Genomic DNA, 15,253 nt, shown 5'->3' with positions numbered 1-15,253 from the left:
CCTAAGTGTTGCGAATAAACCGGTTTGGCCGTTGCGACACACGCGGGTCCCTTCCCCCGGTGCTCTTCACGGTGCTGCTAGATCTTCTTCAGGAGTTCTTCAGCAACAGAAGTTGGTACCTTTTCATAATGATCAAAGAGCATGGAATATGTGGCACGGCCCTGAGTCTTGGACCTGAGATCCGTGGCATATCCGAACATATTGCTCAATGGAATATAGGCACGAATGATCTGTGTCCCCATACGAGATTCCATATTGCTTACCTTGCCGCGACGTCCGTTCACATCGCCCATAACGTCTCCGAGGTAATCTTCGGGCGTAAGGATCTCAACGAACATGATCGGCTCCAGAATAACACCTCCGCCCTTCCTGCAGGCCTCCTTGATGGCCATGGAACCTGCGATGTAAAAAGCCTGTTCCGAGGAGTCCACATCATGGTAGGATCCGAAGACAAGACTGACCTTGACATCGACAACAGGAAATCCTGCGAGGACGCCGCTGGTCAATGCATTCCGGATACCCTTGTCAACAGCAGGGATATATTCCTTGGGAATGACACCACCGACAATCTTGTTCTCGAACTCGTACCCTGCACCTGGCTCCTGCGGCTCCACCTCGATGACGACGTGACCGTACTGGCCGCGTCCACCTGACTGCTTGGCGTATTTGAGATCTTCTTTGACCGCCTTGGTGATGGTTTCCCGGTAGGCAACCTGAGGCTGACCGACGTTGGCATCCACACCAAACTCGCGAGTGAGACGATCCACGATAATCTCAAGATGGAGTTCACCCATTCCGGCGATAAGGGTTTGACCGGTCTCTTCATTGGTCTTGACCCGAAACGAGGGATCTTCCTTGGTGAGCTTCTGAAGCGCCTGGCTCAGGGAATCGCGGTCGGACTTGGTTTTTGGTTCAATGGCTACTTCGATGACCGGATCGGGAAAATCGATGGACTCGAGCAGCACCGGACGCTCCTGTGCACACAAGGTCTCACCGGTCGCGGTATATTTCAATCCGACTGCAGCGACAATGTCCCCGGCAAAGGCTTCCTTGATCTCCTCACGCTTGTTTGCGTGCATCTTGAGAAGTCTACCGATGCGTTCCTTCTTCCCGGATGCGGCATTGAGCACGGTTGTGCCCGCAACAATATTTCCGGAATAAATCCGCAAAAAGGTCAGATGACCGATGAAAGGATCGGCCATAAGCTTGAAGGCCAGAGCCCCCAAGGGTTCATCGTCATCGCAGATACATTCGATCCGCTCTTCAGAATCGGGAGCATGACCGACCATGGCCGGGATGTCTACAGGCGAAGGAAGATAGGAAACAACGGCGTCAAGCAGGGGCTGAACCCCCTTATTCTTGAAAGCCGATCCACAGAGAACAGGACAGATGCTCAGGTTGACTGTCTCCTTGCGAACCGCTTCGGCAAGCTCTTCAGGACTGATCTCTTCACCTTCAAGGTAACGGTCGAGCAACGTTTCATCTTCCTCGGCCACGGCCTCGATAAGCGACTGCCGCCACTGATCCGCCTCAGCTTGCAAGGCCTCTGGGATGGGGCCAAATTCGTAGTTCTCTCCAATGGACTGCTCATCGAAAAACAAAGCCTTGCCGTGAACGAGGTCAATAACCCCCTCAAAGGCATCTTCACTTCCGATGGGAATCTGCAGGGGGACCGGTTTGGCCTTCAGACGAGAGGAAATCATGTCGACAACCCGGAAAAAATCGGCTCCCGATCGGTCCATTTTGTTGACAAAGGCAATACGGGGAACTTTGTATCGATCAGCCTGACGCCATACAGTCTCGGACTGAGGCTCGACCCCACCTACCGCGCAAAAAACAGCTACGGCCCCGTCAAGGACACGCAACGCGCGCTCGACTTCCACGGTAAAATCAACGTGCCCAGGCGTATCAATGATATTGATACGATGGTCTTTCCAGAAACAGGTAGTAGCAGCCGATGTAATCGTGATGCCACGCTCCTGTTCCTGCTCCATCCAATCCATGGTCGCCTGGCCATCATGAACCTCACCGATCTTATGCGATATACCCGTATAAAAAAGGATACGCTCAGTGGTTGTGGTCTTGCCCGCATCAATGTGGGCCATGATCCCAATATTTCTTTGCTTCTTGATAGGTACGACTCGTGCCACGCTAACTCCTAATTACCACCGGTAATGGGCAAAGGCCTTGTTGGCTTCGGCCATGCGATAAGTGTCGTCTTTTTTCTTGATCGCCCCACCCCGGTTATTGATGGCATCGTTGAATTCGGCAGCGAGCCGGGCAACCATGCCTTTTTCCCCTCTTGTTCGGGCGTATGTAACCAGCCAGCGGATCGCCAACGATTCCTGCCTGGCAGGGCGTACCTCCATGGGAACTTGATACGTCGCACCGCCGACGCGGCGAGACTTGACCTCCATCTGAGGCTTGACGCTCTCCAGAACCTTTTCAAAGACCTTGAGGGGCTCTTCATTGGTTTTCGTGGCGACATCCTCGATGGCGGTGTAAAAAATTTTCTCAGCTACACTCTTTTTTCCATCAACCATAAGCCGGTTGATAAACTTTGTGACAATGCGACTCCCGAATTTCGGATCAGGCAGTACTTCCCGTTTGGGAGCCGGTCCTTTTCTAGGCATTGCTTACTCCTTTTCCACTATTTAGGACGCTTAGTTCCGTACTTGGAGCGGCTTTGACGCCTGTCCTGAACCCCGGAAGTATCCAAGGTACCACGGATGATGTGAAACCGAACACCTGGAATATCCTTGACACGACCACCACGAATCATGACCACCGAATGCTCTTGCAGATTATGTCCTTCACCGGGAATATACGATGTGACTTCAATCCCATTGGTAAGCCGCACCCTTGCGACTTTGCGCAACGCGGAATTCGGTTTCTTCGGGGTAGTCGTATAGACTCGCACACAGACCCCGCGCTTTTGAGGACATCTCTCCAGGGCAGCGGTCTTCTTTGCCTTGACTTGTTTGGCCCGCACCTTGCGCACCAATTGATTTATCGTAGGCATACGACCTCCATATAGAATAACTTTTAGAAACGCCGTCAGTTATTGAAAGCGAATTGGCTTGTCAAGCCTTTGGTTTCATTCGCCCCACATTTCAGGCAACCTTAATCGATTTGGGACTCGTTGTTCCGTGATTGCTCCTGGAACACTTGCAGCTTGGAACCAGCCAGGGACCTTGCGGAACCATACATATTGTCCGTGTCGGCCAGAATCGGATCCCGAGCCAGCTCCTCAAGGAATTTGTCAGGACTTTCAGCCTGACCGGGCACGTCGATAGCATTTTCCACATAGGCTTTGTATCCCGTACCGGCAGACACAAGCCGTCCAACAATAACATTCTCCTTGAGCCCGAGCAGTGAATCCTCCTTGCCCTGGAGTGCAGCCTCGGTAAGCACCTTGGTCGTTTCCTGAAAGGAAGCCGCAGAAATGAACGACTCGGTAGAAAGCGACGCCTGGGTGATCCCGAGGACCAGAGGCTCTGCCGTTGCCGGCCGAAGTCCGTTGGCCACGCACTTGGAATTCTCATCGAAGAAGCGGCTCTTCTCGATATGCTCACCGATCAGAAATCCGGTGTCACCGGGATCGAGGATGTTAACCTTCTTGAGCATCTGCCGAACAATGATCTCGATATGCTTGTCGTTAATATAAACACCCTGGGAACGATAGACGTGCTGGACCTCTTCCACAAGATAGTTGGCCAGGAACTTCTCACCATGAACAGCCAGAAGATCGTGCAGATCCGGTATCCCTGCGGTCAACAATTCTCCGGCCTCGACGAAATCCCCTTCCTGTACGGTTATGTGACGGCCCTTGGGAATGAGGTATTCCCGGGTTTCTCCCACATCGGGAGTAATCACGATCCTGCGCTTACCCTTGGAATCAGCACCAAAAGAGGCTATGCCTTCAATATCCGAGATGATCCCCGGATCCTTGGGCTTGCGTACCTCAAAGAGCTCGGCAACCCTGGGAAGACCACCGACGATGTCCTTGGTCTTGGAGGTTTCACGCGGCTTACGGGCTATGAATTCACCGGCCTGAACCTCCTGCCCGTCCTGGACCATGAGCAGTGCACCCACAGGCAGCTGGAAAATAGCCTGGGATGAGCCTCCCGGACGGGTCAGAACATTTCCGTCGGCATCGCAGAGAGATACGGTGGGCCGCAGGTTGGTCGAACGGTACTCCATAATGCTGAGGGTCGTCCTGTTGGTTGTCAGATCCCTTTTTTCCTGCACGGTCCTTCCCTCGATCACATCGGCGAACTTTACGATCCCGTCCACGTCAGCAATAAAGGGTTCGTTAAACGGATCCCATTCAGCGAGCTTTGAACCCTTAGTGACCGTATCTCCCTGGTTGAAGAAAAGCGTCGCTCCGTTGGGAAGAGGATATCTTTCCCGCTCGAGCCCCTGATTATCGACGATCTTGAGCTGGCCGTTCTTACTGAGAACAAACATCTTCCCGTCGGCGTTCGTGACAACCCTGACACGAGAAAGCACAACCTGACCGTCATTCTGGGCCTTGTGTGAAGACTGCTCAATCTCACGGGAAGCCGTTCCGCCGATATGGAAGGTGCGCATGGTCAACTGGGTTCCGGGTTCCCCGATACTTTGAGCGGCAATGATCCCTACGGCCTCACCCACATTGATGAGATGCCCACGGGCAAGATCCCGGCCGTAACATTTGGCACATACACCGTGTACGCTGTTACAGGTCAATGCGGAACGAATCATGATGCTCGTTAGGTTGGAGGCATCAATCTTTTCCGCACAATCTTCGTCGATCATTGCGCCAACAGGAACGATGCACTCTCCGGTTTCGGGATTGACGACGTCGTGCATGGCTATTCTGCCGAGCACACGCTCGCCGAGTTTTTGACGAACCTCGCCTCCCTTGACCATAGCCGTGATCTCAAGCCCATCCACGGTCCCGCAGTCATCTTCACTGACAATGACATCCTGGGAAACGTCAACGAGACGACGGGTCAGATATCCGGAGTTGGCTGTCTTGAGTGCCGTATCCGCCAAGCCTTTCCGAGCTCCATGTGTGGAGGTGAAGAACTGCAGAACAGTCAACCCTTCCCGGAAATTAGCCGTGATGGGGGTCTCGATGATCTCACCCGAGGGTTTGGCCATGAGTCCGCGCATTCCGGCAAGCTGCCGCATCTGATCCTTGTTACCACGGGCCCCGGAAGTGGCCATCATGTAAATGGGGTTGAAGCTCTGATTCTCCTTCTTCTCCCCTGTCACAGGATGAACCAGGATTTCCGTGGAAAGTTTTTTCATCATCACCGTGGCAACTTCATTCGTGGTCTTGGTCCAGACATCAACGACCTTGTTGTATTTCTCCGTCTTGGTGATGATACCGTCATTATACTGCTGTTCGATCTGTTCGACCTCGGTCGTTGCGGATTCGAGCAACTCGGATTTTTCCTGAGGAATAGTCAGATCCTTGACTCCGACAGTCACTGCCGCCCGGGTCGAGTATTCGAAACCAAGGGCCTTGATCCGGTCGCAGACCAGAACCGTTGCCTTGGTTCCTGCATGTCTATAGGCCTCTCCCACCAGATTGGCGATGGACCGTTTGTCCATGATCTTGTTGACCAGATGAAACGGCACCCCTTTGGGAAGGATATCTCCGATGAGCACCCGGCCCGGGGTTGTTTCGACACGCTCACCGTCGATACGCACGGTGATCATGGCATGCAGTCCCAGACACCCTGCATCGTACGCTGCAATGACTTCCTGGGGTGACGAAAAGATCTTCCCCTCCCCGGGTTCAAAATACCTGGGGACTGTCAGATAATAGAGCCCAAGAACCATATCCTGGGTAGGCACAATGATTGGAGCTCCATTGGCCGGGGAAAGGATATTGTTCGTGGACATCATCAGCACACGGGCCTCGATCTGGGCCTCGACGGACAAGGGAACGTGGACCGCCATCTGGTCACCGTCGAAGTCGGCGTTAAAGGCCGTACAAACGAGGGGATGCAGACGGATGGCCTTCCCTTCGATCAGGATGGGTTCAAAAGCCTGAATCCCCAGCCGATGAAGGGTTGGAGCGCGGTTGAGAAGAATGGGGTATTCCTTGACCACGTTTTCCAGAATATCCCAGACCACGACCTCTTCCCGCTCGACCATTTTCTTGGCGCTCTTGATCGTGGATGCATAGCCACGGGCCTCGAGCTGGGAATAGATGAACGGCTTGAACAACTCCAGAGCCATCTTCTTGGGGAGACCACATTGATGCAATTTGAGATTGGGCCCCACGCAGATAACGGATCGACCGGAATAGTCGACGCGTTTCCCAAGAAGATTCTGCCTGAACCGTCCCTGCTTTCCCTTGATCATGTCGCTCAAGGACTTGAGGGGCCTTCCATTGGTCCCGGTGATGGCCCGGCCACGACGCCCGTTGTCAAAAAGGGCATCCACAGATTCCTGAAGCATCCGTTTTTCGTTACGGATAATGATATCCGGGGCTCCAAGTTCCAGAAGACGTTTCAGCCGGTTGTTCCGGTTGATCACCCGGCGGTAGAGATCGTTCAGGTCAGAGGTGGCGAACCGTCCCCCATCCAGAGGCACCAGCGGCCGGAGATCCGGGGGGATGATGGGAATGACCTCGAGAATCATCCATCCGGGCTTGTTATCGGATTCCAGAAATGCCTCAACGATATGCAGCCGCTTGGCCAGTTTCTTCTTCTTGGTCTGGGATCGGGTGGACCGGGATTCCTCGCGCAAAAACTCCTTGAGTTCGGCCAGATCGATCTCCTCGAGAAGCTCCTTGATCGCCTCGGCCCCCATGCCGACCTTGATAGCCGACTCTCCATAGTGCTCGACGATCTGGATATATTGATCCTCGGAAATGACCTGCATCTTCTGAAAACTGGTCTCCAGGGGATCCAGAATGATATAGGCGTCGAAATAGAGCACCTTTTCCAGATCGGCCATGGTCATGTCCAGGAGGGTGCCGATTTTGGAAGGCAGACTCTTGAGAAACCAGATGTGCGCTACAGGAGCGGCGAGTTCTATATGTCCCATCCTCTCCCGGCGAACTTTTGAAGCAATGACCTCGACACCGCATTTTTCACACACGATGCCGCGATGCTTCATTCGTTTATATTTGCCGCAATTACATTCATAATCCTTGACCGGACCGAAAATCTTCGCACAGAACAAACCGTCCCGCTCGGGTTTGAATGTCCGATAGTTAATGGTCTCCGGCTTCTTGACCTCCCCAAAGGACCACTCACGGATCTTTTCCGGAGAGGCAATCTGGATCTTGATCTTCTCAAGATCCTGTCCCTTGATGGTGGTTGCTGTATTTCCTCTCTGCGTGAACAGATCATCAAGACTCATATATTTTCTCCGCGGCGCTTACCAAAGAATTGCTGTAACATTGAAACCTGTTGGCCATGAACATGAGGGGATTTACCTGTGTCTTGCAGGACGAGTGCGTTCTTTAAGCCCCACGTCAAGACACAGCGACATCATCTCCTTGACCAACACGTTGAAGGATTCAGGCATGCCCGATTCAAGGAAGTTCTGCCCCTTGACGATCTTCTCATACATCTTGACACGTCCGGAAACATCATCGGATTTAACGGTCAAAAACTCCTGCAGAAGATGGGCGGCTCCATACGCCTCAATGGCCCAGACCTCCATTTCACCCAGCCGCTGGCCGCCGAATTGCGCCTTACCGCCGAGAGGCTGCTGGGTAACCAGCGAGTACGGGCCGGTTGACCGGGCATGAATCTTCTCGTCGACCAGATGATGGAGTTTGAGATAATACATATATCCGACAGTCACCCGGTGATCGAAGGGGTCACCGGTTCTTCCATCGAACAAGACGGATTTTCCGTCATCCGGGAGTCCTGCTCTCTTGAGCAGCCCCCATATTTCATCCTCATGCGCTCCGTCGAATACAGGAGTCTTCATGACAATTCCCTGGCGCAGCTTCCTGGCCGCGGCCACGAAATCATCGTCATCCATCCCGTCGATAAGCTCGCTGATCTGGGAAGACGCATAAATTTCCTTTATTTCCTTGCGTACAGGGGCCAGATCGGCTCCCTCTTCGATCATTGCGGCGACACGACGGCCGAGCTCCTTGGAGGCCCATCCGAGATGTGTCTCCATAATCTGCCCAATGTTCATTCGGGAAGGAACACCCAAGGGATTGAGTACGACATCCACTGGAGTGCCGTCGGTAAAAAAAGGCATGTCCTCTTCTGGAAGGATGTTGGAGACAACGCCTTTGTTGCCATGCCGCCCGGCCATTTTGTCACCGACCCGCAGTTTACGTTTGACCGCGACATAGACCTTGACCATCTTGATCACGCCCGGAGGCAGGTCATCCCCCTCGGCAACTTTTTCGCGCTTGAGTTCGTAAATGGCCTGGATAGCCTGTTTTTGATGTTCATACTGATCCAGGATATCCTGAACATTTTCGTTGACATCCTTGCTCTTGAAGAGCTTGGCAAGCTTTTTGACAGGAACCTGATCGATCATTTCCCGTGTCAGGGTTTGATTGGCCTCGACAAGAACCTCGCCCTTGCGTTTGCCCATCAAACTTCTCGCGATAATCTTGCCTTTGACACTTTCCCAGAGTTTCTCCGCCGTCGTGACAGTCAACGAGGTAATGTGCTGCTGTTCGCAGCGGTCTATACGGCTCAAGTCGAGATCTTCGATCTCCTTGGTCCTGGCATCCCTGTCTCCTGAACGTCGGTTGAACACCTTGACATCAAGAACGATCCCTTCAACTCCCGGGGGAACCTTGAGCGAGGTATTTTTGACATCCCTGGCCTTCTCACCGAAAATAGCCCGAAGAAGACGTTCTTCAGGTGTCAGCTGGGATTCACCCTTGGGAGTGATCTTTCCGACAAGAATATCATCCTGTCCCACGCGGGCTCCGATTCTGATGATTCCACTCTCATCGAGATTGCGAAGCATGTCTTCACCCACATTGGGGATGTCTCTGGTCACTTCCTCGGGTCCGAGTTTCGTGTCTCTGGCTACGAGATCAAATTCCTCGATGTGGATGGAGGTATAGACATCATCCTTGACCGTTCGTTCGGAGATGAGAATGGAATCTTCATAGTTGTACCCACACCAGGGCATGAACGCGACCAACAGGTTCTTACCCAAGGCGAGTTCCCCGTCCTGGATGCCGGCACCATCGGCGAGGATATCCCCCGTGCTGACACGCTGGCCAGGCAGCACGCGAGGTTTCTGACCAAAGCAACTGTTCTGGTTGGACTTGTGAAACTTCTGCAAAAGATAAAATGAGGTCCCGCCCGTCTCCGGATACAAGGTATCATAACACACAACAACACGTTCTGCATCCACAAACTGGACAACGCCTTCCCCCTCGGCCAAGAGGCAGGCGCCTGAATCCCGGGCAACCGGTCCTTCCATGCCCGTTCCAACCAAAGGCTTCTCGGCCCGGAGCAGGGGAACAGCCTGACGCTGCATATTACATCCCATAAGAGCACGGTTGGCATCATCATGCTCCAAAAAGGGAATCAGGGAAGCGGAAATCGAAACGATCTGGCTCGGTGAAATATCCATCAAGGTGACGTCGTTTTTGTCGACAATGGCAAACTCACCTTCAACGCGCGCCGAAATCTGGTCGTTAACAAAGTACCCATCGTCCCCGATGACCGCGTTGGCCTGGGCCACGATCTCTCCCTTTTCGCGGGAAGCATCGAAATAACGGACTTCCCCGGTCACCAGGCCGTCCTTGACCATTCGGTAGGGTGTCTCGATAAATCCGAAATCATTGACCTGGGCATAGGTTGTCAACGAGACAATCAACCCGATGTTTGGGCCTTCGGGTGTTTCAATAGGACAGATTCTTCCATAATGGCTGGGATGGACATCACGAACCTCGAACCCGGCCCGTTCTCTGGTAAGTCCACCAGGGCCCAAGGCTGAAAGTCGTCTCTTATGGGTCACCTCGGAGAGGGCATTGGTCTGATCCATAAACTGAGAAAGCTGTGAGGTCCCAAAAAATTCTTTGAGAACAGCGGTCACCGGCTTGGGATTGACCAGATCATGCGGCATGAGCGTGGCTACTTCCTGCAGGCTCATGCGCTCCTTGATGGCACGTTCCATGCGGACCAGACCGATGCGGTACTGATTTTCAACAAGTTCTCCGACCGGACGGACCCGCCGATTGCCTAGATGGTCGATATCATCGGCCGGACCATGGGAATCCTTGAGATAGAGCAAATGATCGACAGCCTTCAGGATGTCCTCGTTGCTCAGGGTTCTGGCGTCCAAGGGAAGATCGAGCTCAAGACGGGTGTTCAACTTGTATCTGCCCACAGGCGAAAGATCGTAATAGTCCCCGTTGCGGAACAGGTTCTCGAAGAAGGAGGCGGAAACCTCTGCTGTGGGTGGAGAACTCGGCCGCAAACGCTTGTAGATATCAACCTGAGCGCTCTCCATGTCCGTGGTCTTGTCCAAGGCGAGGGTGTCGCGGATGGACGAGGAGACTTCTGGACCGGAGGCAAACAAGGACTGCAGAGATTCGATACCCAGCTGGGAAAGCTGTTCGAGCAGATCGAGGGAAAGCGGGTCACCCGGTGAAGCAATGACTTCGCCGGTTTCCGGATGGATGATTTCGTGGGCCACAAACTCCGTGGCCAGATCCACGGGATTCATCTCGATCGTCTCTATACCCGCCTTGATCATCCGCTTCCACGCGCCCTTGGTGATCAGACTACCGGCAGCAACCAGCTGCTTGCCATCTTCACGGGTAATGGTGGTAACTGCGGTATCCTTGCGGTAAAACTCCGGTTTGACCTCACGATACACGTGACCAGCACCATCAAAATACAGGGTGTGAAAGGAATAATAGCGCTTGAGAATTTCGGCGGTACTCAGGCCCATGGCCTTGAGAAGAATAGTCACAGGCATTTTTCTGCGTCGATCGATACGAACATACAAGATGTCCTTGTGATCGAAATCGAAATCAAGCCATGATCCACGCATGGGGATGATGCGGGAACTATACAGAACCTTGCCGCTCGCATGGGTTTTCCCGGAATCATGTTCAAAAATGATACCTGGTGAGCGTTGCAGCTGATTGACGATTACCCGCTCGGTACCGTTGACCACAAAGGTCCCCTTAACGGTCATCAGGGGGATGGTTCCGAAGTATATGTCCTGTTCCTTGATATCATGAATAGTACGATTCTGGGTCTCCTCATCAACATCAAAGACGACCAATCGGACCTTGATACGCACCGGGGCTTCATAAGAAAGCCCCTTGGAAATACATTCCTCTACAGTAAACTTAGGCTCACCGATGTCATAGCTCACATATTCCAAAGTTGCTGTCTTGTTAAAATCATGAATTGGAAATACAGAGCGATATACACCTTCCAGCCCAATGTCTTCTCTGCTTGATGAAGGAACATCTGACTGTAAAAATTTTTTAAACGAATCGACTTGAAGTGTTAAAAGGTGAGGGATATCTACAACATCTCTAGTTGATCCAAATTTTTTTACAAATTGATTCATTTTCTCCCCTCAGGTAAAGAGCTCAAAGAGACATCACAGCTTTGAAAAGGCGTACAAAAATATTAACTAAACGAGAAATATGAAATAGAAAAATCAAGATATATATATAAAGTTCATATGCAAGAAGCGTACAAACAGTTTTGTTCAGGCAGGATATTATTAAAAATATATATAAAGATAGGATGAAATTCTATTCAAGGAAATGAAATTAAACGAAGAGATTACTACAGGACAAAGTGAAGATCTTACAGTAAACTTTGGAGCTTTTGGCATAAACATAATAAGGAGCACAGGACAATTAATGTCCCATGCTCCTTATGAATAAGCTTACAATATCGAACTACTTGAGTTCGACAACAGCGCCAGCACCTTCAAGCTGTGTCTTGGCGTCGTCTGCCTGTTCCTTGGTCACGGCTTCCTTGATCACGGAAGGAATTTCATCAACCTTGGCTTTGGCTTCCTTGAGACCCAGGTTGGTAAGAGCACGGACAACCTTGATGACGGCGATCTTGTTCCCACCAACTTCCTTGAGAACAACGTCGAACTCGGTCTTCTCTTCCTCGGCAGCGGCTTCGCCACCAGCAGGGGCTGCGGCGACTGCTGCTACAGGTGCAGCAGCGCTGACACCAAACTTTTCTTCAAGTTCCTTGATGAACTCGGCGAGTTCGAGGACAGTCATATTGGATATAAATTCAACAACCTGATCTTTGGTTATATCTGCCATTGTTTCCTCCTAAATAGAAATGAATGTACTGTGGCTCTTTGTTTGAGGGTTATTGTTCTTTCTGATCCTTGATCGCGGTAAGCGCATACAGCATATTGCGAACAAGATTGGCAAAAAGACAGACAAAATTCTGAGGAACAGCGTTCATGGTACCCAAGGCCTTGGCGAGCAATTCTTCCTTGCCTGGAAGGGTTGCCAGCTCTGCAAGGGCCTTGTCGTCAAGAAAATTTCCCTCGAGTGCGCCGAATTTGACAGAGAACTTGTCGTTCTTTTTGGCGAACTGTGTGAGAATCTTGGCGGCAACAACAGGATCGTCATAGCCAAAAGCAATAGCACAACAATCCTTGAATTCATCCTTGAGGGCGTCGCAGGGACCATCTGTGAAAGCGATCCGAGCCAGGGTGTTCTTGACAACCTGGTATTCGACACCGCTGTCGCGCAAGGACTTGCGCAATGGAGTGACCTGCTCTACCTTGAGTCCCTTGAAATCTGTAACAACTGCAATACTAGCCTTGTCTGCCTTTGCCTTCAGATCATCAATGATCTTCGCTTTATCAGCCCGGTTCACGTTGAAAATCCTCCGGTTAGACAAAAGAGCCAAATAGTCTCAGCAGGATATTAAGAGCGAAGCTCGCCTGCAGTCTTTGACTCTTCATTTCAAATGGATCGATCTGGTTGGTACACTACTCAGCCTTGATCGAGCTTGGTTCTATTTTGACCCCAGGGCCCATGGTCGTCGAGATGGCAATCGCTTTGACATATGTACCCTTGGACGAGGAAGGTTTGAGCTTCCCGACCATGGACATGAGCGAAGCAAAATTATCAAGAAGCTTCTGGGCTCCAAAGGAGGCCTTACCAATGGGAGCGTGGACGATTCCGGCCTTGTCGACCTTGAAGGAAACCTTACCGGCCTTGAGTTCGGTCACGGCCTGAACGATATCAAAGGTAACGGTTCCTGTCTTGGCATTGGGCATAAGTCCACGCGGACCGAGAATCTTACCGATCTTGCCGACATGAGCCATCATGTCCGGAGTGGCTACGGCCTTGTCAAATTCAAGCCAGCCGCCCTGAATCTTTTCAACCAACTCCTCGGCACCTACGGCATCGGCTCCTGCGTCAAGAGCAGCCTGCTCATTTTCTCCCTTGCAAAAAACAATGACCCGTACTTCCTTGCCCAGTCCATGAGGGAGAGTCACCGCACCACGAACCATCTGGTCCGCGTATTTTGGATTCACTCCCAGATTGACAGCAACATCAACAGTCTGGTCAAATTTCGCATAGGAAGCCTGCAACGCAAGGTCCATCGCATCCTTGGCGGGATATTTCCTAGCCCGATCTATATTATTACTTACCTCGCGGTAATTTTTTCCATGCTTAGGCATAGTCTTTGGTCCCTCGCTGCTAGTTTTGTATCTCCAGTCCCATACTGCGGGCTGTGCCTGCAATGGTATTGACTGCAGCGTCGATATCACTGGCGGTCAAGTCAGGCATCTTGATCTTGGCTATCTCCTCGAGTTGAGCTCTGGTAACTTTGCCAACTTTATTCTTGTTGGGTTCCCCAGAACCTTTGTCGAGTTTAGCAGTCTTGAGCAGCAAGACCGAAGCAGGAGGAGTCTTGGTGATGAATGTAAAAGAACGATCCTGAAAAACAGTGATCACGACAGGAGTAATCATCCCCTTGTCTTCCTGGGTCTTGGCATTGAAGGCCTTACAAAACTCCATGATGTTGACACCATGCTGACCCAATGCAGGCCCGACTGGGGGAGAAGGATTCGCTGCTCCCGCAGGAATCTGTAGCTTTATTTTCGCCAGTACTTTCTTGGCCATTCTATATCATCCTCTCTGGCAAGCACTTTTCGGCATCATCCTTTGTCGACCTGAACAAAATCCAGTTCAACAGGGGTTTGACGTCCGAAAATCGACACCGAAACCTTGAGCTTGCCCTTATCGTAGTTAACTTCTTCGACTACGGCATTGAAATTGGAAAATGGCCCGTCTATAACCCGAACCTCATCGCCCTTTTCAAAATAAAATTTTGGCCGAGGCTGTTGTTTTCTACTCTCTATAGTCGAGAGAATCTTCTCGGCATCCCGATCAGACAAAGGAGTTGGTCTGCTTTTGCCTCCGATGAAACCGGTAACCTTGGGGATGGACTGGATCAAATGCCACGACTCATCATTGAAAACCATTTTGACCAAGGCGTATCCAGGATAAAACTTGCGGGTCGAGGTCCGTTTTTGCCCCTTGACGAGTTCCACGACCTTTTCCGTAGGGACGATGACATCATGAATCAGACCTTCGGTCTGACCTGTCCGCATCATCTCCTTGATCGTCTGCTCGACCCTGTGCTCAAAACCAGAATAGGTATGAATGATATACCATCTGGCATTTGGGGATTCGACCGTTGTTTCTCGCTGTTCATCCATACAATAATAACTCCCTGACGTCATGTGGGGATCTCAAAAGGAGATCACCCTACGACAGGATCGCCTCGATAATCTTGGAAAGTCCGAGATCCATGATACCCAAAAAGAGGGAAATGACCACCACCAATATCGCAACTGCGCCGGTGGTTGACATGGTTTCCTTCTTATCCGGCCAGACAACCTTCTTGAGCTCCTTTTTCGATAACTCGAAAAAGACTTTCAGGTTGTTGATCCTGTCTCCAAGACCCTGATTTTCAGCAGGCTTGTTTGCCAATTTCTGCTTTTTTTTTGCCATAATCATAAAAGTGGCAGGCCAGGAGGGATTCGAACCCCCAGCCCTCGGATTTGGAGTCCGATGCTCTGCCGTTAGAGCTACTGGCCTGCACTGGGTATGAAAAACGCTCCCAAGAACTTATTTACTCTCTTTGTGCGGAGTATGTTTTTTACAAAAGGGACAATACTTGCTCAACTCGAGCTTCCCTGTTGTATTTTTTTTGTTCTTCTGGGTAGCGTAATTTCTTCGTTTACACTCGCCGCAAGCGAGCAGTATATTGATCCGCATGATTCA

The 15,253-nt window shown here is 51.4% G+C and carries 12 protein-coding genes and 1 tRNA gene; all 13 read right to left on the bottom strand.

Annotated features, from left to right (window positions below; translation table 11 throughout):
- Positions 1–77: 77 nt before the first annotated feature.
- Entirely contained in the window at positions 78–2,150 is a 2,073-nt protein-coding gene (gene fusA, locus ACTVJH_RS12850) for an elongation factor G (RefSeq protein ID WP_455991392.1), read from the bottom strand.
- A gap of 12 nt (positions 2,151–2,162) precedes the next feature.
- Positions 2,163–2,633 carry a 30S ribosomal protein S7 gene (rpsG, locus tag ACTVJH_RS12845; RefSeq protein WP_455991390.1) on the bottom strand — a complete coding sequence of 157 codons (471 nt, stop codon included), beginning with the start codon at positions 2,631–2,633 and terminating at the stop codon, positions 2,163–2,165.
- A gap of 17 nt (positions 2,634–2,650) precedes the next feature.
- A complete protein-coding gene (gene rpsL / locus ACTVJH_RS12840; protein ID WP_455991388.1) occupies positions 2,651–3,022 on the bottom strand; it encodes a 30S ribosomal protein S12 in 372 nt (123 codons plus the stop codon).
- A 101-nt stretch (positions 3,023–3,123) separates the two neighbouring features.
- The gene (rpoC, locus tag ACTVJH_RS12835; protein WP_455991386.1) at positions 3,124–7,368 is read right to left on the bottom strand and encodes a DNA-directed RNA polymerase subunit beta'; all 4,245 of its coding nucleotides are present in this window, start codon (positions 7,366–7,368) and stop codon (positions 3,124–3,126) included.
- Between the two features lie 72 nt (positions 7,369–7,440).
- A complete protein-coding gene (gene rpoB, locus ACTVJH_RS12830; protein WP_455991384.1) occupies positions 7,441–11,535 on the bottom strand; it encodes a DNA-directed RNA polymerase subunit beta in 4,095 nt (1,364 codons plus the stop codon).
- A 340-nt stretch (positions 11,536–11,875) separates the two neighbouring features.
- Positions 11,876–12,259, bottom strand: coding sequence for a 50S ribosomal protein L7/L12 (rplL, locus tag ACTVJH_RS12825; protein ID WP_455991382.1), 384 nt, complete (start codon positions 12,257–12,259; stop codon positions 11,876–11,878).
- A 49-nt stretch (positions 12,260–12,308) separates the two neighbouring features.
- On the bottom strand, positions 12,309–12,827 hold the full coding sequence (gene rplJ / locus ACTVJH_RS12820) for a 50S ribosomal protein L10 (RefSeq protein WP_455991380.1): 519 nt from the start codon (positions 12,825–12,827) through the stop codon (positions 12,309–12,311).
- A gap of 115 nt (positions 12,828–12,942) precedes the next feature.
- On the bottom strand, positions 12,943–13,641 hold the full coding sequence (gene rplA / locus ACTVJH_RS12815) for a 50S ribosomal protein L1 (protein ID WP_455991378.1): 699 nt from the start codon (positions 13,639–13,641) through the stop codon (positions 12,943–12,945).
- Positions 13,642–13,660: 19 nt separating this feature from the next.
- Positions 13,661–14,086, bottom strand: coding sequence for a 50S ribosomal protein L11 (gene rplK, locus ACTVJH_RS12810; protein ID WP_455991376.1), 426 nt, complete (start codon positions 14,084–14,086; stop codon positions 13,661–13,663).
- A 35-nt stretch (positions 14,087–14,121) separates the two neighbouring features.
- Positions 14,122–14,685 (bottom strand): transcription termination/antitermination protein NusG, encoded by a 564-nt coding sequence (gene nusG, locus ACTVJH_RS12805; protein WP_455991374.1) that lies wholly within the window; start codon positions 14,683–14,685, stop codon positions 14,122–14,124.
- Positions 14,686–14,734: 49 nt separating this feature from the next.
- A complete protein-coding gene (gene secE, locus ACTVJH_RS12800) occupies positions 14,735–14,980 on the bottom strand; it encodes a preprotein translocase subunit SecE (protein WP_455991372.1) in 246 nt (81 codons plus the stop codon).
- An 11-nt stretch (positions 14,981–14,991) separates the two neighbouring features.
- Positions 14,992–15,067, bottom strand: a tRNA-Trp gene (locus ACTVJH_RS12795).
- Between the two features lie 30 nt (positions 15,068–15,097).
- Positions 15,098–15,247, bottom strand: coding sequence for a 50S ribosomal protein L33 (rpmG, locus tag ACTVJH_RS12790; RefSeq protein WP_455991370.1), 150 nt, complete (start codon positions 15,245–15,247; stop codon positions 15,098–15,100).
- Positions 15,248–15,253 lie beyond the last annotated feature (6 nt).

Source organism: Desulfoplanes sp. PS50 (assembly GCF_053851535.1).
Note: the sequence above shows the minus strand (reverse complement) of the source record. Positions and strands in the feature narration are given on the sequence as shown.

What these genes read in the sequence shown, in the direction of transcription:
- rpsG (WP_455991390.1), bottom strand. Translation starts at nt 2,633, where the DNA reads ATGCCTAGAAAAGGACCGGCTCCCAAACGGGAAGTACTGCCTGATCCG.
- rpsL (WP_455991388.1), bottom strand. Translation starts at nt 3,022, where the DNA reads ATGCCTACGATAAATCAATTGGTGCGCAAGGTGCGGGCCAAACAAGTC.
- rpoC (WP_455991386.1), bottom strand. Translation starts at nt 7,368, where the DNA reads ATGAGTCTTGATGATCTGTTCACGCAGAGAGGAAATACAGCAACCACC.
- rpoB (WP_455991384.1), bottom strand. Translation starts at nt 11,535, where the DNA reads ATGAATCAATTTGTAAAAAAATTTGGATCAACTAGAGATGTTGTAGAT.
- rplL (WP_455991382.1), bottom strand. Translation starts at nt 12,259, where the DNA reads ATGGCAGATATAACCAAAGATCAGGTTGTTGAATTTATATCCAATATG.
- rplA (WP_455991378.1), bottom strand. Translation starts at nt 13,641, where the DNA reads ATGCCTAAGCATGGAAAAAATTACCGCGAGGTAAGTAATAATATAGAT.
- rplK (WP_455991376.1), bottom strand. Translation starts at nt 14,086, where the DNA reads ATGGCCAAGAAAGTACTGGCGAAAATAAAGCTACAGATTCCTGCGGGA.
- nusG (WP_455991374.1), bottom strand. Translation starts at nt 14,685, where the DNA reads ATGGATGAACAGCGAGAAACAACGGTCGAATCCCCAAATGCCAGATGG.
- secE (WP_455991372.1), bottom strand. Translation starts at nt 14,980, where the DNA reads ATGGCAAAAAAAAAGCAGAAATTGGCAAACAAGCCTGCTGAAAATCAG.
- rpmG (WP_455991370.1), bottom strand. Translation starts at nt 15,247, where the DNA reads ATGCGGATCAATATACTGCTCGCTTGCGGCGAGTGTAAACGAAGAAAT.